At 34.8% G+C, this 19,172-nt stretch carries 21 protein-coding genes; 16 read left to right on the top strand and 5 right to left on the bottom strand.

From position 1 onward, the window contains the following. Positions 1-75: 75 nt before the first annotated feature. Positions 76-1,173, bottom strand: a complete 1,098-nt coding sequence (gene ispG / locus ACFSO7_RS19140; protein WP_377879485.1) for a flavodoxin-dependent (E)-4-hydroxy-3-methylbut-2-enyl-diphosphate synthase — start codon at positions 1,171-1,173, stop codon at positions 76-78. A 103-nt stretch (positions 1,174-1,276) separates the two neighbouring features. Further along, positions 1,277-1,594 carry a hypothetical protein gene (locus ACFSO7_RS19135; protein ID WP_377878967.1) on the bottom strand — a complete coding sequence of 106 codons (318 nt, stop codon included), beginning with the start codon at positions 1,592-1,594 and terminating at the stop codon, positions 1,277-1,279. 156 nt (positions 1,595-1,750) lie between these two features. On the opposite strand from ACFSO7_RS19135, the gene ACFSO7_RS19130 reads away from it, so the two are divergent. Then, the gene (locus tag ACFSO7_RS19130) at positions 1,751-3,424 is read left to right on the top strand and encodes a methyl-accepting chemotaxis protein (protein ID WP_377878966.1); all 1,674 of its coding nucleotides are present in this window, start codon (positions 1,751-1,753) and stop codon (positions 3,422-3,424) included. Between the two features lie 26 nt (positions 3,425-3,450). Here ACFSO7_RS19130 and ACFSO7_RS19125 read toward each other — a convergent pair whose 3' ends face one another. Further along, on the bottom strand, positions 3,451-4,221 hold the full coding sequence (locus tag ACFSO7_RS19125; protein WP_377878965.1) for a DUF1189 domain-containing protein: 771 nt from the start codon (positions 4,219-4,221) through the stop codon (positions 3,451-3,453). A gap of 268 nt (positions 4,222-4,489) precedes the next feature. On the opposite strand from ACFSO7_RS19125, the gene ACFSO7_RS19120 reads away from it, so the two are divergent. From ACFSO7_RS19120 to phoU, 8 genes are all read left to right on the top strand, one after another. Then, entirely contained in the window at positions 4,490-5,098 is a 609-nt protein-coding gene (locus tag ACFSO7_RS19120) for a superoxide dismutase (protein WP_377878964.1), read from the top strand. A gap of 141 nt (positions 5,099-5,239) precedes the next feature. After that, a complete protein-coding gene (locus ACFSO7_RS19115; RefSeq protein WP_377878963.1) occupies positions 5,240-6,457 on the top strand; it encodes an MFS transporter in 1,218 nt (405 codons plus the stop codon). Positions 6,458-6,824: 367 nt separating this feature from the next. Beyond that, positions 6,825-9,017, top strand: coding sequence for a peptidoglycan D,D-transpeptidase FtsI family protein (locus ACFSO7_RS19110; RefSeq protein WP_377878962.1), 2,193 nt, complete (start codon positions 6,825-6,827; stop codon positions 9,015-9,017). A gap of 198 nt (positions 9,018-9,215) precedes the next feature. Next, positions 9,216-10,172 carry a PstS family phosphate ABC transporter substrate-binding protein gene (locus ACFSO7_RS19105; RefSeq protein WP_377878961.1) on the top strand — a complete coding sequence of 319 codons (957 nt, stop codon included), beginning with the start codon at positions 9,216-9,218 and terminating at the stop codon, positions 10,170-10,172. Positions 10,173-10,246: 74 nt separating this feature from the next. Next, positions 10,247-11,191: a phosphate ABC transporter permease subunit PstC gene (gene pstC / locus ACFSO7_RS19100; RefSeq protein WP_377878960.1), complete on the top strand. Its 945-nt coding sequence runs from the start codon at positions 10,247-10,249 to the stop codon at positions 11,189-11,191. Further along, on the top strand, positions 11,191-12,069 hold the full coding sequence (pstA, locus tag ACFSO7_RS19095) for a phosphate ABC transporter permease PstA (RefSeq protein ID WP_377878959.1): 879 nt from the start codon (positions 11,191-11,193) through the stop codon (positions 12,067-12,069). The genes pstC and pstA overlap by 1 nt, the downstream gene beginning before the upstream one ends. Positions 12,070-12,103: 34 nt before the next feature. Further along, positions 12,104-12,916 carry a phosphate ABC transporter ATP-binding protein PstB gene (gene pstB / locus ACFSO7_RS19090; RefSeq protein WP_377878957.1) on the top strand — a complete coding sequence of 271 codons (813 nt, stop codon included), beginning with the start codon at positions 12,104-12,106 and terminating at the stop codon, positions 12,914-12,916. Positions 12,917-12,946: 30 nt separating this feature from the next. After that, a complete protein-coding gene (phoU, locus tag ACFSO7_RS19085; protein ID WP_377878956.1) occupies positions 12,947-13,606 on the top strand; it encodes a phosphate signaling complex protein PhoU in 660 nt (219 codons plus the stop codon). Between the two features lie 22 nt (positions 13,607-13,628). Here the strand turns inward: phoU and ACFSO7_RS19080 are convergent, their stop codons facing one another. Together ACFSO7_RS19080 and ACFSO7_RS19075 are read right to left on the bottom strand one after the other, a co-directional pair. Next, a complete protein-coding gene (locus ACFSO7_RS19080) occupies positions 13,629-14,117 on the bottom strand; it encodes a hypothetical protein (RefSeq protein ID WP_377878955.1) in 489 nt (162 codons plus the stop codon). Further along, positions 14,110-14,484 carry a helix-turn-helix domain-containing protein gene (locus ACFSO7_RS19075; RefSeq protein WP_377878954.1) on the bottom strand — a complete coding sequence of 125 codons (375 nt, stop codon included), beginning with the start codon at positions 14,482-14,484 and terminating at the stop codon, positions 14,110-14,112. Before ACFSO7_RS19075 ends, ACFSO7_RS19080 begins: the two co-directional genes overlap by 8 nt. A gap of 322 nt (positions 14,485-14,806) precedes the next feature. Here ACFSO7_RS19075 and ACFSO7_RS19070 point away from each other — a divergent pair, with 322 nt between their 5' ends. The 7 genes from ACFSO7_RS19070 (at position 14,807) to ACFSO7_RS19040 (ending at position 19,101) form a co-directional block, all read left to right on the top strand. Then, positions 14,807-15,295: a DUF4912 domain-containing protein gene (locus ACFSO7_RS19070; RefSeq protein ID WP_377878953.1), complete on the top strand. Its 489-nt coding sequence runs from the start codon at positions 14,807-14,809 to the stop codon at positions 15,293-15,295. A gap of 35 nt (positions 15,296-15,330) precedes the next feature. After that, positions 15,331-16,554 (top strand): glycosyltransferase family 4 protein, encoded by a 1,224-nt coding sequence (locus tag ACFSO7_RS19065; RefSeq protein ID WP_377878952.1) that lies wholly within the window; start codon positions 15,331-15,333, stop codon positions 16,552-16,554. An 18-nt stretch (positions 16,555-16,572) separates the two neighbouring features. Beyond that, positions 16,573-17,196: a hypothetical protein gene (locus tag ACFSO7_RS19060; RefSeq protein ID WP_377878951.1), complete on the top strand. Its 624-nt coding sequence runs from the start codon at positions 16,573-16,575 to the stop codon at positions 17,194-17,196. A gap of 59 nt (positions 17,197-17,255) precedes the next feature. Continuing rightward, a complete protein-coding gene (gene rpmG, locus ACFSO7_RS19055; protein ID WP_377878950.1) occupies positions 17,256-17,405 on the top strand; it encodes a 50S ribosomal protein L33 in 150 nt (49 codons plus the stop codon). Positions 17,406-17,491: 86 nt separating this feature from the next. Further along, complete coding sequence (locus tag ACFSO7_RS19050; protein WP_377878949.1) at positions 17,492-18,061, top strand: 5-formyltetrahydrofolate cyclo-ligase; 570 nt, start codon at positions 17,492-17,494, stop codon at positions 18,059-18,061. Continuing rightward, positions 18,051-18,842 (top strand): DUF92 domain-containing protein, encoded by a 792-nt coding sequence (locus ACFSO7_RS19045; protein WP_377878948.1) that lies wholly within the window; start codon positions 18,051-18,053, stop codon positions 18,840-18,842. The genes ACFSO7_RS19050 and ACFSO7_RS19045 overlap by 11 nt, the downstream gene beginning before the upstream one ends. A 64-nt stretch (positions 18,843-18,906) precedes the next feature. Further along, entirely contained in the window at positions 18,907-19,101 is a 195-nt protein-coding gene (locus ACFSO7_RS19040) for a hypothetical protein (protein ID WP_377878947.1), read from the top strand. The last annotated feature ends 71 nt before the right edge of the window (positions 19,102-19,172 follow it).

The following is a 19,172-nucleotide window of genomic DNA, read 5'->3' as shown; positions in this document are numbered from 1 at the left end:
GTCAAAGAACGACTTTCCGGCTGGCGAAGCATTTGCTTGTCGGGGCTGATCAAGGCGCTTGCGCTTTTATTATAATTAAATTTTTTGTTCTTCTTTTTGTTTGTTTATAAAATATTCTTCTGCAATCGCATCAATTTCTTTTTTCAATTCTTCAACCATTGTAGCTTCAGGGACTTTACGAACAATTTCTCCTTTACGGAAAAGTAAGCCTTCCCCTCTAGCACCAGCAATACCAATATCAGCTTCTCGAGCTTCACCAGGACCATTTACTGCACAACCTAGAACAGCTATTTTAATTGGTGCTTTTATTTTTTGGATATATTCTTCGACTTCATTGGCGATGGAAATTAAATCAATTTCAATTCGACCACATGTAGGACAGGAAATCAATGTTGCTGCATTTGAAGATAATCCGAATACCTTTAATAATTCACGAGCTACCTTAACTTCTTCCACAGGATCAGCACTTAATGAAATTCTTAAAGTATTACCAATCCCTTTATTAAGGATTGCTCCGAGTCCTGCAGCGCTTTTCACAGTGCCTGAAAATAAAGTACCTGACTCGGTAATTCCTAGGTGTAAAGGATAATCAAAGGCTCTAGATGCTTTATCATATGCTTCGATAGCTAAGTTCACATCCGATGCCTTCATCGATACAATAATATCATGAAAATCTAGATCTTCTAATATTTTGATGTGATGCAGGGCACTTTCAACCATACCGTCGGCAGTTGGGTAACCATACTTCTCAAGGATTCTTTTTTCTAGTGAACCCGCATTCACACCGATTCGAATCGGTATTCCCTTTGCTTTTGCTGCATTTACAACAGCTTCTACCTTTTCACGTTTACCGATATTTCCGGGATTAATTCGAATTTTATCGGCTCCACCTTCAATCGCTTTTAAGGCTAATTTATAATCAAAATGGATATCAACCACTAAAGGAATATTAATTCTTTTTTTAATTTCAGAAATAGCATTGGCTGCTCGTTCATCGGGACAAGCTACACGAACAATTTGGCAACCCGCTTCCTCTAGTCGTTTAATTTCAGCAACGGTTGCTTCCACATCATGTGTCTTTGTTGTTGTCATACTTTGAATCACTAATTCATTATTTCCACCAATCGTTAAATTCCCAACTTTAACGGGACGTGTTTTTGTGCGATGGATGATTTCCTTCAAGAGTTTTCGCTCCTTTAAAAGTTCGAATTCAAATACCAAATAGGCAATACAACTATTTTATCAGTGAAACCATAAAATTGACAAGATAGATGCCCTAATTGGAGTAATCAGGGAATCGATATGTTTTTCCGATTTGTATTTTCTCCGGATAGATGCCGTTATTTAACTTTACAAAGTCGGTCACAATTTTATCAATAGATACGGGAATCTGAGTGTTTAGTTTTCTTTCGATAATGGTTAAGACAGTATCCCCAGCCATAACCTTTTCTTCAAAAAAAGGATTTCCAGACGCTTCTACAGCCATAGTCGACTCGATTTCCTCGTTTACTGTAGGAAGAGTTCCATGTGTTAAATCAAAAAATACAATATAGCATACAAGTAGAATGATGAGTGCTCCAAATAATTTTTTCATGGGACAAACTCTCCTTAGAACGTTTGTCCCATATGTATGCAGCTAAGTTATTCATTAGAACTTAAATAAGTGTTCAGAGGAAAATTTACATAGGATTAATATCTGCTTAATATTTATTCGTCACAATAATAGGGAGTGTACGAGGGAGGAGAACAGATGAAAATCCAGTTTATACATAAGATTTCACTTAAAGTTCGGTTATTATCTTTAATTCTTTTGCTCCTTTTTTTATCGGTCGCTATCGTTGGATATTTTTCATACGATAAATCCTTAAAAACAACGAAGCTTCTTATGGAGCAAAGGCTTGATCGAGAAGTAAAAACAGTTTACAACATGTCACAAAATGCTATGCTCCTTTTTGTAGGAAATGATGATAAATATAAAAAAGAAATGAATAAAATCATCAAGCAGCAGGATTTGGAGCTTGCCAAAGATGGTTTAAAGAGCGATTTTTTCTTATTTGATAAAAAAGATGCACACCCTTTCGACATAAATGTAAATTCAACCATTCGTTTTGATAAAAAGGTAATTGAAAAAATGAATAAAATAGAGAATGGAATCTTACATGAAAAAATAGATAAGAAGGAATACACGATAGCCTTCCATTCTATACAAGAAATGAAAGGAATATATGCTATTGTCATTGATGAGGATAGTTATTTACAGCCTATATATCAAATACGGGAATTTATATGGATGGTAATGCTCATTAGTCTTATTACCTCATCAATAATAAGTATTTTCTTTATTGAAAGCATTACAAGACCATTAAGATCACTAATGGTAGTGATGAAGGAAATTCAAAAGGGGAATTTAATGGACACATCAAAAGTGAAAACTTCCATACCTGAAATCTCTTCTCTAGTAAGTGGTTTTCAAATGATGGTAAAACAAATGACAGGATTATTAAAGAATATCGCATTGACTTCTGAGCAATTGTCCTCTACTGGACAGGAATTGATTTACATATCGGGCGAAACCATTCAGGAAAACGAACGTTTATTACAATCATTACAGGTTGTGAAAATAGGAGCAGAGGAAACTGCAGGAGGCTCGGAACAGACCATTCAATTATTTCAAAAAATGAAAGGATCTATCGATACCATTCATTCGCAAATGGACGAAATAACAATGAAAACATCCTCTATGAACCAGTCTGCTATAAATGGTGAAAAAGGTGTGTCTGATTTAGTTTCTTCTATTGGTAAATTAGAATATGAAATGGGTATTTTAGCAGGTTCGATTCAACAAGTAAAAAATCATACTTCCACAATTTCAAATATTGTCTCTTTTATCAAGGACCTTTCAAGTCAAACGAAATTGTTAGCTTTAAATGCCACCATTGAAGCAGCCCGTGCAGGGGAAAGTGGAAAAGGTTTTGCAGTAGTAGCGAATGAAGTGAGAAAACTTGCCGAGCAATCCACTAAATCTGCGGAAAAAATTGTGAATTCTATCGAAGAAATGGAAAAAATCTCTATAATGGTATCTACAGATTTCGATAAAATGAGTTCTTATATGAAAGAACATATTAGTCAAGCAAACGTTAGTAAACAGTCATTCGACTTTTTATTGAAGGAAATGACGAATGTAACTGAGAATATAGAAAAAGTATTAGTAGAAGTGAAGGAGCTTGCTTTGAATTTTCCACATATGGAAGAAAGTACTGAATACTTTGTATCCATTTCCCAAGAAACACTTGTTAATACTTTACAAATGATTTCTGTTTCACAAGAACAATCTGAAAAAATAATTACTAGTCATCATGCTGGAAAAAAGTTAAATCATCTTGCGAATACACTTATGGAGCAGACTAATGAATTCAAAATTTAAAAATAACAACGTGCATATGCACGTTGTTATTTTTGTTTTTTAACAGGTATTTCTTTAAGTGCTAACATCAATACCATAATTGACACTAACCAATTTATAAGGAAACCATTTGGTACTGTGGTTTGAAGAGCGACCATAATAGCAAAGAATATCGTTGGTATGGTAACGCTGTAAGCAGCCATTCGCCATAGTTGGCGATAAGGAACATTTTTTTGTAATAGTTTTGCTAGGAAAATACCAACTGCAGCATAAATGGAGATACCGATAAATTTCAATCCACTTGAAAAAATATACATAACTAAAATCAGAATTGGCAAGAAGATCATTTTTAAGTTATCCATAGAATGAATGAATGACACAATATCTTTATTTGCTAATTTCATGTCTGAAAACAGAGCATAATTATAGGTTTGTACTTGTCCTCCTGCTGCGAATACAAATTCATTTTTTAATAATGCAATTGCATTCTCACTGTCTCCAATATCATCTGCTTGAAGTGATCCAGTTGAATCAAGAATGATATTAAAATCATCTTTTTCAATAGTGACAGGGGTTTTGCTATCTAGTGATAACTGCCCATCTTTAATGACAAAAGTGGGAACCTCATTCTCAAAGGTATTTTTAGTTACTTCTAGCCCATTTACGATTGCTGCTGAAAAGTAATAAGCAGAAGGTATCAATGATAGGAATGAAAGGAAAAAAACGTATAAGATTGTTTTTCCTATACCTTGGAAGCGGAATTTTGCAATGTCTTTAGGAGAATATAGACTTTTAATAAATTGATTAAATAAATTCATTTCTTTGTAGACACATCCTTGGATAAAATTCTTCAACTACTAGGTTATTCTATCATAAAAAGTAAGGAATTAATTATTTTAAATGGGGAATGGTAACTTTGTTAGTTTGTTCAGCTATCAAGGCGCTTCTGCTTTTTTATGAGCGTTATATTTGAAACGTTTGCCTAAGTTTGGTAATCTAAGCTAAAGTGCTTTAGAAATATTTCAATCTCTATTGATGTAACTATTCTAAAGTAAAACAATACATAATTTAAGGAGGAAGAAAAACATGGCATTTGAATTACCACAATTACCGTATGCTTATGATGCATTAGAACCACATATCGATAAGGAAACGATGAATATTCATCATTCCAAACACCACAATGCATATGTAACGAATTTAAACAATGCATTAGCTGGAAACGAAGAGCTTCTTTCTAAATCTGTTGAAGAAGTTATTGCAAATTTAGATGCTGTTCCTGAGGCTGCTCGTATGGCAGTTAGAAATAATGGTGGGGGTCATGCAAACCACACATTATTTTGGCAAATTCTTTCTCCTAATGGTGGCGGTGCCCCAACTGGTGAATTAGCAGACGCTATCAATAATAAGTTCGGCAGCTTTGAAAGCTTTAAAGAAGAGTTTGCTAAAGCAGCTACAACTCGTTTCGGTTCAGGCTGGGCTTGGTTAGCTGTAAACAATGGTGAGTTAGAAGTAACAAGCACACCTAATCAAGATTCTCCAGTAATGGAAGGTAAAACACCAATCCTTGGTCTTGATGTTTGGGAACATGCTTATTATTTGAAATTCCAAAATCGTCGTCCAGATTACATCACAACTTTCTGGAACGTTGTAAATTGGGATGAAGTATCAAAACGTTTCCAAAGTGCAAAATAATAATTTTTAGAAGCAAGCGGGTTTAGCCGCTTGCTTCTTTTTTAGTTTAAATTTGAAATAAGAATGGATGTAAAGTTCTTCCAATAATAATCATCTCACATTGGTAAACACTACTTCTAACGACAAAAGGGGAGTTTACATATGTCGAAATGGAAAAGAATTATTGGAGAAGTTGAATTAACAAGAGATTTAACGCTATTACTTCTAATTGGTGGTTTATATTCCTTAAGTGTTGCTTTATCCAATACATTTGTAAATATTTATTTATGGAAGCAAACAGGCGAGTTTCTAGATTTAGGAATTTACAATTTATCTGTAGTTGTTCTACAACCTCTTACTTTCATTTTAGCAGGAAGATGGGCGAAAAAGGTTGACCGCGTTATTGTTTTACGAATCGGAGTTATTTTCCTAGCCTTTTTCTATTTATTAGTATTATGGATTGGGGAAAATGCTTCTTCTTTCTTAATTTTACTAGGAAGTGTTTTAGGAATTGGGTATGGATTTTATTGGTTAGCCTTCAATGTTTTAACATTTGAGATTACTGAACCAGAAACAAGAGATTTCTTTAATGGATTTTTAGGAATTTTATCATCTGCTGGAGGTATGATTGGCCCTATTGTTGCTGGATTCGTCATTTCCAAGCTCGAACGATTTACTGGCTATACAATCGTTTTTGGGATATCATTAGCCCTTTTCACGCTTGCTGTTTTTTTTAGCTTTTCATTAAAGCGACGTTCCGCTGTCGGGAAATTCTCATTTGTACGAATTATAAAGGAACGTAAGCATAATAAAAATTGGCGTTTAATAACAGATGCACACTTTTTCCAGGGGCTAAGGGAAGGGACCTTTCTATTTGTTATTTCTGTACTAGTATTTATATCCACTGGTAGTGAACTAGCTCTTGGTACATATGGCTTATTAAATTCAGGTATTGCATTTATCGCTTATTATGCAGCCTCAAGATTTATTAAAAAGGAATATCGCAAGAAATCCATCTTTATTGGAGGATGTCTACTATACATTGCGATTTTCTTAATTGCATTTGACGTGACCTTTCTAAAATTATTAATTTATGCAAGCGTCATTGCCATTGCTTATCCGATTTTACTTGTTCCGTACATGTCTATGACGTATGACATCATTGGATCTGGTTGGAAAGCAAGCGAAATGAGAATTGAATATATTGTTGTTAGGGAATTATTTTTAAATCTTGGTCGAGCTGTTTCAGTAATTTCCTTTATTATTGCAGTGACTTTTTTTAATGAAAAAACAAGTATTCCCACACTTTTGTTAATACTTGGCGCCGGTCATACTTGTATTTATTTCTTTGTTAGAAAAATTAAATTATCTATTTCATAAAAAGGAGGGTTATTTCCCTTCTTTTTTACATTGTCCAGCTCCAGTGCCTAGCCCCGACGTACAGGAAGTACTAGTTCCGACAATGCGAAAGGATGTCGCGACTTTGTCAACCTCGAGGTCAAATGTTCGAAACCCAAAAGTCAAAGTACGATGGGTTTCGAAGCATTTGCTTGGCAAACCAAAGAACGGTTTGCATAAGTGCGACTAGGTCTCTGGCTTCGCTACTCTCGCCAATCGACCAGTCTTCTTTATCGGGGCTAATCAAGTCACTTACGCTTTTTTTATTTGGGAAGTGTTTCTCATAGAAAAAAAAAACTGTATCTTATACAATAGTAAAAGGATGTTAAATTAAAGGAAGTGTGACCTAGTGGTTAATCAGAAGAAAAAGAAGAAAACTCATGTTCCTTTACGCCTGAACATACTTTTCTTCATTGTTTTCGTATTGTTTTCATTACTCATTTTACGTTTAGGCGTTGTCCAAATTGTTTATGGTGATGATTTTAAAAGAGAGATTGAACGGACAGAGGATATTACAGTAAATAATCCAGTGCCTAGAGGAAAGATGTTTGATCGAAATGGACAAATAATCGTTGATAATACTCCTGAAAATGCGATTACTTATACGAAATACCAAGGAACAAATCAAGAAGAAATGCTGGAGGTAGCAGAACGACTTGCTGCCCTCATCGAAAAGGACACGGATAAGGTCCGAGAGCGGGATAAAAAAGATTATTGGATTATGAAGAACCCTGTCCGGGCAAAAGAAAAAATTACAAAATCGGAATGGACTAAATTCGCTGAAAAAAAATTGACCAATAAAGATCTTTATAAACTGCAGTTAGAACGGATAACGGAAGAAGAATTAAAAGAGCTTACAAAGAAGGACTTGGAGATCCGAGCTATCTTCCAAGAATTTAATAGTGGTTATGCCTTAACACCACAAATTGTAAAGAATAAAAATGTAACCCCTGAAGAGTTTGCTATTGTGAGCGAAAACTTACAGTACCTGCCTGGTGTTGATACGACTACAGATTGGGAAAGGGCTTACACCTTTGGTAATACTTTAAAAACAATACTAGGCAAGGTTTCTTCGTCTGATAAAGGATTGCCTAGTGAAAGATTAGATTATTATTTGGCAAGAGACTATAGCCGAAATGATCGTGTTGGCTTAAGTTATATTGAACAGCAATATGAGGATGTACTACACGGCCAAAAAGCTAAAGTAAAGAATAAAACGGACAAAGCAGGTAATGTTCTAGATACGATTGTTGTATCTGAAGGAAAAAGGGGTAAGGACTTAGTACTAACTGTTGATATGGATTTACAGCTTGCTGTAGAAAAGATTATCGAAGAAGAGTTACTGGATGCTAAAAGGGAGCGAAATACCGAATTATTAGACCGAGCTTTTGTTGTTGTAATGGATCCACATACAGGCGAAATTTTAACGCTTGCTGGAAAACAAATTGCGAAGAATGAAGAGACAGGTAAACAAGAAATGTTAGATTTTGCTTATGGAACCTTTACGACTTCGTATAATGCGGGATCTGCTGTTAAAGGTGCCACGGTTTTAACTGGCTATCAAACCGGTGCTCTTCATCCTGGTGACTCGCATTATGATGCGCCGATACAAATTAAAGGGACTCCTAAGAAATCTTCATGGAAGAACTTTGGATCTGTAAATGATATTAGAGCTTTACAAGTATCTTCCAACGTTTATATGTTTAAAACGGCTATAGATATTGGAAAAGGGAATTATCAATATAATCAACCAATTTATTTTAAAAATACTCATGCATTTGAAGATATACGCAACGCTTTTAGTCAATATGGCTTGGGTGTAAGAACAGGTTTAGACTTACCAAATGAAATGGTCGGCTTCAAAGGAACTGAAAAATTACCTGGTTTCTTACTAGATTTATCAATAGGCCAATATGATACGTACACACCAATGCAATTAGCCCAATATGTTTCAACGATTGCCAATGGAGGTTACCGAGTTCAGCCGCATATTGTTAAGGAGATTCGGGAGCCATTATTAAATAATAATGAGCTCGGTCCAATTGTTGAAGAAATAAAACCAACGATATTAAATCATATTGACGCAAAACAAGAATGGATTGAGCGAGTACAAGAGGGATTTAGACGCGTGATGCAAATGCCAGGTGGAACCGCCTATGGTGCATTTAGTTCTGCCACATACCATCCAGCAGGAAAAACGGGGACAGCTCAAGCACAATATGATGGACCTGAAATGGCAAAATTTAAGGCAAGAGGCCAAAAACCACCAGAAGTGATGAATCTAAGTCTTGTTGGATATGCTCCCCATGATAATCCAGAAGTTGCTATGGCGGTATTAGTCCCATGGGCATATAACGCTAAGGAGGGGCATCACGCAAACAATGATATCGGTCGAAGAGTGTTAGATACTTACTTCAATCTAAAAAAGAAAAGGATGGAAGAAAATACTCAAAAGGAAAATTCTACTTATAAAGTGGAACGACCTGATTCAGCAACTAGTTCTGAAGAGAACAATAATGAAAATAATAATGAAAATCAGTAAACCCGTCGAAAAAGACGGGTTTTTTTCTTGTATTTGTACAAAATACCAATAGATCCAATTTAAGACAATCAGTTAAATCCACTGTTTATTCATATTTACAAAACCTTTACAAACGATTAAAACCAGGTTAACAGTGGGTCGTTATGATCTAAGTGTAGGACAAAATAAACAACCAAAATCCTTAGGGGGAATCAACGAATGAAAAGCTTAAAAAATTTAGCACTAACTGCAATGATGGGTGGCGTGCTAGTTTTCTCAGCAGCATGTGGAGCAGAGGAAGCAGGAAAAAGCACAGGTGCTGGCGAAGATAATAAGCAACTTTCAGGAGAAATCAAAATTGACGGATCATCGACTGTATATCCAATTATGGAAGCTGTATCCGAAGAATATCAAATGGTTCAACCAGATGTAAAAGTTTCAGTAGGATTATCTGGTACAGGTGGTGGTTTTAAAGCATTTATCGCTGGTGAAACAGATTTGAGTAATGCTTCACGTCCAATTAAAGAAGAAGAAAAAGCACAACTTGAAGAAAAAGGTATTGAATACACTGAATTAAGATTAGCTTTTGATGGTCTATCGGTGGTTATAAATAAAGATAATACTTGGGTTGATCACCTTACAATTGATGAATTAAAGAAAATGTGGATTGAAGATGGGAAAGTAAAAAAATGGTCTGATATTCGTGAAGGCTGGCCAGCAGAAGAAATTAAATTTTATTCCCCTGGTACAGATTCTGGAACATTTGATTATTTTGATGAAGTAATTTTAGATGAAAAACCTGTTGTCGAAAAAGCAACATTATCTGAAGATGATAATGTTTTAGTTCAAGGTGTTACTGGTGACAAAAATGCAATTGGTTATTTTGGGTACGCCTACTATTTAGAAAATAAAGATAAGCTAAAGGTTGTCCCAATCGATGGTGGCAATGGTCCTGTAGAACCGACAAATGAAACAATTGAGTCAGGTGAATATGCACCATTATCTCGACCATTATTCACTTACGTGAAAAATGAATCAGTGAAAAAACCAGAAGTTTTCGACTATGTTAAGTTTGCAATTGAAAATGCTGGTGATTTATCTGAAGAGGTAGGGTATGTCCGTCTGCCTGAAGAGGAATATGATAAAGATTTAAAAGCATTAGAGGGGTTAAAGTAATCTGAAAATGAAAAGATGGGAAGCGTCTAAAATATGCTTCTCATCTTGTCATTTGACTAGGGGGGGTTTACTTTATGGCATTAGAAAATCGATCATTATCTGTACAAGAAATGATAGAGAAAAAGAAAAGAAAAAAAAATATTCATTCATCTATCGAGAAAATGATACCTACAATTCTATTAATTACAGCTATCATTTCGGTGTTAACTACGTTTGGTATAGTCTTCACATTGATATTTGAAACGTTTACTTTTTTTACAAAGGTTTCAATCATTGAATTTATTACATCTAAAAAATGGTACCCATTTTCGGAATCAAATGGGTCATATGGAATATTACCGTTAGTTTCAGGTACTTTGAGAGTTACATTGATTGCTGTTATCGTAGCGGTTCCAATCGGGGTTGCATCAGCTGTATTTTTAAGTGAATATGCATCTGATCGAACAAGAAGAATAATAAAACCAATATTAGAGGTTCTTGCAGGGATTCCGACAATTGTTTATGGTTTTTTTGCATTAACGTTCGTAACACCAGTTTTACGTGAGTGGATACCTTCTTTGGAAATATTTAATGCATTAAGTCCTGGAATTGTGATTGGGATTATGATCACTCCGATGATTGCTTCTCTTTCTGAGGATGCAATGTCATCCGTTCCAAATTCCATGAGGGAAGGTGCCCTTGCATTAGGGTCAACGAAATTTGAAGTTTCAATGAAAGTTGTTCTTCCTGCTGCTATATCTGGGATTGTGGCATCAATTGTATTGGCGATTTCAAGAGCGATTGGTGAAACAATGATTGTTGCAGTTGCAGGTGGATCTACACCAACTTTAGGTTTAGATGTAACGCATTCGATTCAAACAATGACAGCTTATATTGTTCAAGTTAGTACAGGGGATGCAGGATACGGTACGACCATTTACTACAGCATCTATGCGGTAGGTATGACTTTATTTGTCTTTACTCTAGTAATGAATTTACTAGCGCAATATATCTCAAAACGTTTTAGGGAGGAATATTAATGAAATTAATTGATCATTCCAAAGTGGTCAGCCGTATGACTCCTAGATTGGTTTGGAATCAAATATTTAAAATGATATTCTTTCTTTCTACTTTATTTGGCTTATTTATCTTAGGAATATTAATCTATCGAATTTTCACCCAAGGATCAGGATTTTTAAGTTGGGAATTTCTACAAAACTTACCGTCTAGAAAACCAGAGCGGGCAGGAATTAAAACAGCCCTAATTGGAACGATTTGGCTAATGGCTGTTACCGCACCTATTTCGTTATTAATTGGGGTAGGAACTGCTTTATATTTGGAGGAATATGCAAAGAAAAGTCGGTTTACTGATTTTATTCAAGTAAACATTTCTAATCTAGCAGGTGTACCGTCTATTGTCTTCGGACTACTTGGTTTAACACTCTTTGTCCGTGCGATGTCCTTAGGGACAAGTGTACTCGCTGCGGGGCTAACCATGAGCTTACTTGTACTTCCGGTAATTATTGTTGCTTCACAGGAAGCAATTCGATCTGTGCCGAAAGAACTAAGAGAAGCTTCATTTGGAATGGGGGCTACTAAGTGGCAAACGATTGTACGAGTTGTGCTTCCAGCGGCAATTCCAGGGATTTTAACCGGGGGAATATTAGCGTTGTCACGTGCGATTGGAGAAACAGCACCACTAGTTGTGTTAGGTTTGCCATTGTTTATCGCTTTTTTACCTAAAACGGTTTTTGATACATTTACTGTTTTACCTATGCAAATTTATAACTGGACAAGTCGACCACAAGAGGATTTTCATGCCCTCGCTGCTTCAGGAATTATTGTCCTAATGATTATGTTAATTATTATGAACTCAATCGCTGTGATTATTCGAAATAAATATCAAAAGCGTTATTAATATCTTCTAAAATCATAAAGGAGGTAACAAAAATATGAATATTGTGATTGAAAAAGATGTGAAAACGAAGGATTTGGAACAGGAACTAAAGAAGGCTACTGTTTATCAAACAAAACAACTCAATTTATGGTACGGTGAAAACCATGCTCTTAAGAATATAGATCTTGATATTTATGAAAACGAGGTTACTGCCATAATCGGTCCTTCAGGTTGCGGTAAATCTACTTATATTAAAACATTGAACCGAATGATTGAACTAATTCCATCCGTAAAAACATCTGGAGAAATCGCTTATCGTGGGCGAAACATTTTTGATAAATCCTATACAGTAGAAGAATTACGAACAAAAGTAGGAATGGTGTTTCAAAAACCGAATCCCTTCCCGAAATCGATTTATGAAAATGTTGCGTATGGTCCTAAAATCCATGGTATTCGTGATAAAAAAATCTTAGACCAAATTGTTGAAAAAAGCTTAAAAGGTGCAGCTATATGGGATGAAGTAAAAGATCGTTTACACCAAAATGCATATGGTTTATCAGGTGGGCAACAACAACGTCTTTGTATTGCACGTTGTTTAGCGATTGAACCAGATGTGATTTTAATGGATGAGCCAACTTCTGCATTAGACCCGATCTCTACATTAAAGGTAGAGGAGCTAGTTCAAGAATTAAAGAAAAACTTTAGTATCATCATCGTCACTCATAATATGCAGCAAGCTGCACGTATTTCCGATAAAACAGCCTTTTTCTTAAATGGGGAAGTAGTTGAATATGACCAAACAAATAAGATTTTCTCGACTCCATCTGATAAGAGAACGGAAGATTATATTACGGGAAGATTCGGATAAAACAAATAGGCGATGGAAGGAGTGGCTCTGATGTCAATTAGAGAAAGATTTGATGTAGATTTAAAAGAATTACAAAGTAAATTAATAGAGTTAGGCAATTTTTCGATGGATGCCCTTGAAAAATCAGTGATTGCCTTGGAAAACCAAAATATTGATTTAGCGCTAAAAATTATGGAAGATGATACGAAAGCAGATATTTTGGAAGAAGAAATTAATGATTTAGCGATTTTACTGATTGCTAAGCAGCAGCCCGTTGCTATTGATTTACGTAGGGTAATTGTCGCTATAAAAATTGCCAATGATATTGAAAGAATTGCAGATTTTGCAGTGAATATTGCAAAATCAACGATACGAATTGGAAATGAACCACTAATTAAACCAATTGAGCATATTAAGAGAATGCATGAGATTAATCGTGAAATGCTTAATTTATCATTAGAAGCTTATTATGAAGAGGATATAGTAAAGGCGAAAAAAGTAGCGGAAATGGACGATGAAGTGGATTTCTTATATGGTCAGACAATTCAGGACTTATTGCAATTAAATCTTCATAATCCCGAATTTATTCCGCAAATAACCCAACTTTCTTTTATTAGCCGATATCTAGAAAGAGCAGCAGATCATACAACAAATATCGCTGAACATGTCTTTTATTTAGTAAAAGGCAAGAGATATGATTTAAATAATTAGGGAAAAAAGCTAAGGAAACTCCTTAGCTTTTTGTTATGGTTTTGGCAATTTGTTCAAAACTCATCTCACTTGTTAACTCAAACACCCCTAATTGGATTTTTGTGCTGTAATGATGTTCATCTAAATAATTTTGTAGTTTTTCGGGTTCTTTAACTAATTTTGCTTTTGAAAGTCGGTCAACGATATCTTGGGAAGTCATACCGCTAACGATTTCTAAATGATAGGTAATCATTGTTTTTTGCGGACTATTATTTAACTTTGCTTTATTTTTGTTTTGCGCTTGATTTTCTTTTGTTTCTTTTTCTATTTGTGCTCTTATTTCCTTTTTAACTTCCTCGAATTCCTTCGTTGTATAGACTTGGTAGTCCGCTTTCTTTAAGGTGTTTTTAGCATCTTCAACAGTGACCTCTGTTTTTTCAGATTGCTTATCTAATACAAGGTAACTAGTGCCTATTATACTAACTGAGAATAATATCCCAAAACCAAACGAACGAAAGGCTCGATTATTCATATTGAGAACCTCTATTCTCATTTAGAATTCTTAAGACGCTCTCTGGAGAAAGAGAGGATTGTTGGGCAATTTGATCAATGGTCTTACCTTGCTGTGCGAGTGCATAGACTTGACTTTTGATAATATCGTGAACGACGGTTTGTGAAGCTGGTTGTTCAGTATAGCCACTAGATGCATGAAAGCCATCCATTAATAGTTCCTCTTCTAATATAGAAATCTTTTTCTTTATTTGGTATAAATCTTGTGCTTGCTGTAGGGTAAGTTGATCAATCTCTTCTTTTAATGATTTATAAGGATCTTTTATGAAAAGAGACAACAGAATAATTAGGATGGAGAGTACTAACAGCCCAATCATGATATTTAACATTTATGGCACCTCGTTTAATATGTCGAATTCTATCCCCATTCTACCATTAATAAAAACAATTTTCGATTTCTCACGAAAATTAATGAGTAATTTTGTCATGAGAAAAATAAAAAAGATTGTTAAATGTGTCGAAAAGTTAGAAGGAATAAGATGTGAAATATTTTTTTATGGCTCTAGGCTTTTGAGTCGGTTGATGAGGCAAATTACGACAATATGCGTTCATTGTGGGGGAGAACGTTCAGTGCTACCATTAATTTAAAGGAAATCGGAATAATTCGAATAGATTTAGCATATACATATAAGTTTTGAAAAGAGGGAACTGATGATGGAAGATATGGCTTCCATAGGAAAGAACTATTTAGTTTTAACATTGACCAAGGATCAAAAATTAGCCTCAGACTGGAAAATTGCTCAGTGGCAGAAAGAAGTGGTTGTGTCCTTTTTTCAGGAAAAAGTAAATCAATCAATCATTATATTTCGAATTTATGATGTCACAGATCTTCATTTTAATGGCTCAAATGCACATTCCTATTTTGAATATTATTTAAAGGAAGAACAATCAAGTTGGGTGGTTAAAGGGGTAAAGCCTGGAAGAACGTATGTAACTGAAATTGGCTTTAAAATTTATCCGAATCACTTTTTCCCAATCCTCCGTTCAAATGCTGTTACGATGGCATGTCCGACAAGTCATAAACTGAGCGGAAAAGATTGCGTCAAACCCTTATACCAAAATATGAGTACCGGGAAGCCCGATTGGAGACAGAATGTAAGTACATATAGCTATTATGAAAATGTGAATGAGAGAAAATAGATAGCCGTAATTTAAGTGGGAGGTGGAATCTAGCAGTGAATGTTTTAAATCAAAAAAAATTACGAATCCTTTTACTTACTTGGGAATTCCCTCCTCATATCGTAGGTGGTTTGGCTAGACATACAGAAGGACTTTCTTTTCATTTACAGCAAATTGGTGTGGAGGTTACCGTCATAACCTCAAAAGCATTAGAGATAAACCTCGACTATGAGAATATGACAGGTATTCATATCCATAGGGTAGAGCCGTTAAATAGAATGGATGATCAATTTTTAAACTGGATTGGCGGTTTTAATCTAGCGATGATTCAAAAAGCTTTGGATTTAAATGATATTCATAAATATGATATCATTCATGCCCATGATTGGTTAGTTGGAGAAGCAGCCATATGTTTAGCGAAATTAATGCATATTCCATTAATTACTACCATTCATGCAACGGAGTATGGAAGAAATGAAGGTATTTACACAGAGCTTCAACAATTTATACATCATAAAGAGTTCATTCTCATACATGCATCCATTCATATCATTGTTTGTAGTGAATTTATGAAAAATGAGGTTGGAGAAATCTTCGCTTGTTCCAATGAGAAAATTTCTGTCATTCCAAATGGAATTGAAATGGAAGAGGAAATAAAAGAAAATTCTCAGCTTCTTCATCCCCTTTTAAAAAATGAAAGTCGATCGATAATTTTTACTATTGGCAGACTAGTACGAGAAAAAGGCTTTGATTTAATTATTGAGGCGGCTGCAAAAATGAAGGGGAAAGATCTTTGTTTTGTCATTGCGGGGGTTGGGCCGATGCATCATGTATATGAACAGTTAATCAAACATTACGAACTTGAAAAGAATGTCTACTTGATCGGTTTTATTTCCGATGAGCAAAGGGATCTCTTTTTCAAACATTGCAAAGCTGCTGTCTTTCCCAGTCGTTACGAACCTTTTGGAATTGTTGCACTAGAAGCAATGAAAGCAACTTGCCCAATCATTGTTTCAAATACAGGTGGACTAAGAAGATTAATTAAACCTTTTGAAACGGGATTTATTATGAAGATGAATGATGTAGATAGTCTGGTTGAACAGATTAACTATATTTTAAATAAACCAGAAACTGCTAAAAAGTTTGCAAGAAACGGGAAGAAACTCGTGAGTCACCTCTATAATTGGAGACAAATCGCAAAATTTACGAAACAATTGTATGAAGAAATACATCTTTTATCCTCGAATAAAAAAGAAATTCACAATCTAAATACTAAATAAATTAAAAAAGGTGAACATATGAAAACAATAATGGGAGTAGCGGAATCTCAACAAGATGAAGTAATGTTATCACAATTAAAAATGGTGATTGGAATATGGGTAAATAGCCAAATCTATTGGTTGTACAATCAAAGTGAAAAAATCATTTCAAAGGAACAACTAACCATTAATGTAAAGGATGAGCATATTCATTCCAAGGTAAGGTCAAGCAATATTTATATTACAAACCATAATCAATACGCAAAAGAAATGAAATTAATCATCATGCATCGTTATGTGCAAGCATCAAAAGATCACTTTACCTTTATCTCTCCTTCAGAGCAGGTTATTTTTCATTTAGCCAATAAAAAGGTATTTTTAGTTAATGGACATTATGAAGATCAATTGATGCAACAAGCCACCATCCAACCATTCTGGACGATGAATACAGATAATATGTGGACATGTAAAGAAAAAGGAATTTTAAAATATCAGCCAATGGCTAAAGGATTGGCGGTAAGTTTATTTACTTTAAATCTTTCTATTCCTTCGAATGAGACAAAAAAGGCTTCTACATGGACGATTCAAGGGGAAGCAAAGAGTGAATTATCTAAACTAAATACAACGCTTTTAAAAAAACACACTAGCATTTCCTTTAAATAAATGATATTATAGAAAAGTCGTAAAAACGTACTAGCTTTTATCGTTTGGAGGGAAATATAATGCGTGTAAATATTACGTTAGCTTGCACTGAATGTGGAGAGCGTAACTATATTTCAAACAAAAATAAACGTAACAACCCAGATCGTCTTGAGCTTAAGAAATATTGCCCAAGAGAGAAACGCACAACTACACACCGTGAAACAAAATAAGCAGTGGGATATCCTACTGCTTTTTTTGTGCATTTAAAAATAAATTTTATAATAATAAAATATTTTTTGAAGGGTTGCGAGTCGCGATGAATAAAAAAGAGTATCGAATACAAGTGCTTAACGACCTGAAAAAGTTGTCCAAACCTGAGCATGAACAATACTCCTATGAAATTGCCTGTCGACTATTTGAAGAACCATTATGGAAAGAAGCGAGAATGATAGGGGTTACTATATCCAACCATCCAGAAGTAGATACATACCAAATTATTCGTAAAGCTTGGGAGCTAAATAAGATTGTAGTTGTACCAAAATGTCATCCAAAAGAAAAACAAATGAGCTTTCATAAAATTAGTCAGTTTACACAGCTTGAAACTGTTTATTATGGACTTTTTGAACCAATTATAAATAAAACAGAGAAAGTCGAAGCTGACCAAATCGATTTATTAATTGTTCCAGGGCTTGCATATAACCTTCAAGGTTATCGTTTAGGATTCGGAGGAGGTTATTATGACCGATTTTTAACAAAATATAAAGGTAACACTATCTCAATTGCCTTCTCCATCCAATTGAAGGATGACCTCCCGATTGAAGAGCATGATATTCCTGTTTCGAAAATTATAACGAATGATAAGAATTTTAGAATCGATGATTACTAAAATAATCGTTCTATTTGTCCTTTCAATTGGATCAAGGGAAGCGTACAAGATTCGAGCTCTCTCTAAATCTGGAGCTTTTGCATCATTTTTTGTTGGTGCTAGTATCTATATTGGATTTGAAATAAAGGGTCTTATACTACTCGGAATCTTTTTCGGAACATCTAGCTTTTGGTCGGTTTTTAAAGGTCAGCAAAAAAAAGTGATAGAGGAGAAAATGGAAAAAGGGAGCCAAAGGGATTGGGTTCAAGTATTAGCAAACGGAGGGGTTGCAGCCTTAGCGAGTTTATTGTTTTATTTCACCAATCAAACGATTTGGCTATTGGCGTTTATAACTTCGATAGCAAGTGCTACAGGTGACACTTGGTCATCTGAAATCGGTCCTTTAAGTCGACGACTTCCGGTATCGATTCGAAATTTTAAAGTAGTCAGTAAAGGAACATCTGGAGCGATTAGTTTACTAGGTACAGTTGCTGCCTTATTGGGAATAGGTTTAATCATTCTTTCAGGGTATATCTTCTTTTCTATTTCGTTAAATATACTATGGATCATTTTAGCCTTCGCAATCGTCGGAAATGGAATGGATACCTTTCTAGGAGCCTATTTCCAAAGAATTTATCGTTGTGAAATTTGCTTCATGGAAATAGAAAGACCTAACCATTGTGGTGAAAAGGCAAAAATAATACGGGGGTTACACTATTTAAACAATGATGGAGTGAATTTTTTATCTAGTTTCTTAGCCCCAAGTTTAGCCATTCTAACTTATTTATTCATTGCTTTATAAGTATCTTCATTTGTTTGGATAAAATCCTACCTACCTTCCCAAACTACAGTTAGGAGGGATGGATATGACAAGATTATTCACATCTATTATTATGATTGGTACTTTAGGATACACAGTTTTTCGCTATCGTTATCGATTAATGAACATGATTTTAGGAACAGGGTATTTAAGAAAAATCATCGTTCGATTAGTTATGAATATCCCAGGTATTCGAAAAAGAATGATATCTACTGTTTTTTCAGGACCGTCCAATTGGTGAAGACCAATGGCGGTCTTTTTCTTTTATTTGGTTTATAATAGATGATAGCTATAAGGCGAGAGGAGAATTAT

It is taken from the genome of Bacillus sp. CGMCC 1.16607 (genome assembly GCF_042683745.1).
In the GTDB taxonomy this organism is placed as follows: Bacteria; Bacillota; Bacilli; order Bacillales; family Cytobacillaceae; genus Pseudoneobacillus.
The sequence above is the reverse complement of the archived record's forward strand: the minus strand, read 5'-3'. Positions and strand labels throughout refer to the sequence as shown.

Bases quoted from the DNA above. Each gene is read 5' to 3' on its own strand.
- ACFSO7_RS19135 (WP_377878967.1), bottom strand. From the start codon at position 1,594: ATGAAAAAATTATTTGGAGCACTCATCATTCTACTTGTATGCTATATT.
- ACFSO7_RS19130 (WP_377878966.1), top strand. From the start codon at position 1,751: ATGAAAATCCAGTTTATACATAAGATTTCACTTAAAGTTCGGTTATTA.
- ACFSO7_RS19125 (WP_377878965.1), bottom strand. From the start codon at position 4,221: ATGAATTTATTTAATCAATTTATTAAAAGTCTATATTCTCCTAAAGAC.
- ACFSO7_RS19120 (WP_377878964.1), top strand. From the start codon at position 4,490: ATGGCATTTGAATTACCACAATTACCGTATGCTTATGATGCATTAGAA.
- ACFSO7_RS19115 (WP_377878963.1), top strand. From the start codon at position 5,240: ATGTCGAAATGGAAAAGAATTATTGGAGAAGTTGAATTAACAAGAGAT.
- ACFSO7_RS19105 (WP_377878961.1), top strand. From the start codon at position 9,216: ATGAAAAGCTTAAAAAATTTAGCACTAACTGCAATGATGGGTGGCGTG.
- pstC (WP_377878960.1), top strand. From the start codon at position 10,247: ATGGCATTAGAAAATCGATCATTATCTGTACAAGAAATGATAGAGAAA.
- pstA (WP_377878959.1), top strand. From the start codon at position 11,191: ATGAAATTAATTGATCATTCCAAAGTGGTCAGCCGTATGACTCCTAGA.
- pstB (WP_377878957.1), top strand. From the start codon at position 12,104: ATGAATATTGTGATTGAAAAAGATGTGAAAACGAAGGATTTGGAACAG.
- phoU (WP_377878956.1), top strand. From the start codon at position 12,947: ATGTCAATTAGAGAAAGATTTGATGTAGATTTAAAAGAATTACAAAGT.
- ACFSO7_RS19080 (WP_377878955.1), bottom strand. From the start codon at position 14,117: ATGAATAATCGAGCCTTTCGTTCGTTTGGTTTTGGGATATTATTCTCA.
- ACFSO7_RS19075 (WP_377878954.1), bottom strand. From the start codon at position 14,484: ATGTTAAATATCATGATTGGGCTGTTAGTACTCTCCATCCTAATTATT.
- ACFSO7_RS19070 (WP_377878953.1), top strand. From the start codon at position 14,807: ATGATGGAAGATATGGCTTCCATAGGAAAGAACTATTTAGTTTTAACA.
- ACFSO7_RS19060 (WP_377878951.1), top strand. From the start codon at position 16,573: ATGAAAACAATAATGGGAGTAGCGGAATCTCAACAAGATGAAGTAATG.
- rpmG (WP_377878950.1), top strand. From the start codon at position 17,256: ATGCGTGTAAATATTACGTTAGCTTGCACTGAATGTGGAGAGCGTAAC.
- ACFSO7_RS19050 (WP_377878949.1), top strand. From the start codon at position 17,492: ATGAATAAAAAAGAGTATCGAATACAAGTGCTTAACGACCTGAAAAAG.
- ACFSO7_RS19045 (WP_377878948.1), top strand. From the start codon at position 18,051: ATGATTACTAAAATAATCGTTCTATTTGTCCTTTCAATTGGATCAAGG.
- ACFSO7_RS19040 (WP_377878947.1), top strand. From the start codon at position 18,907: ATGACAAGATTATTCACATCTATTATTATGATTGGTACTTTAGGATAC.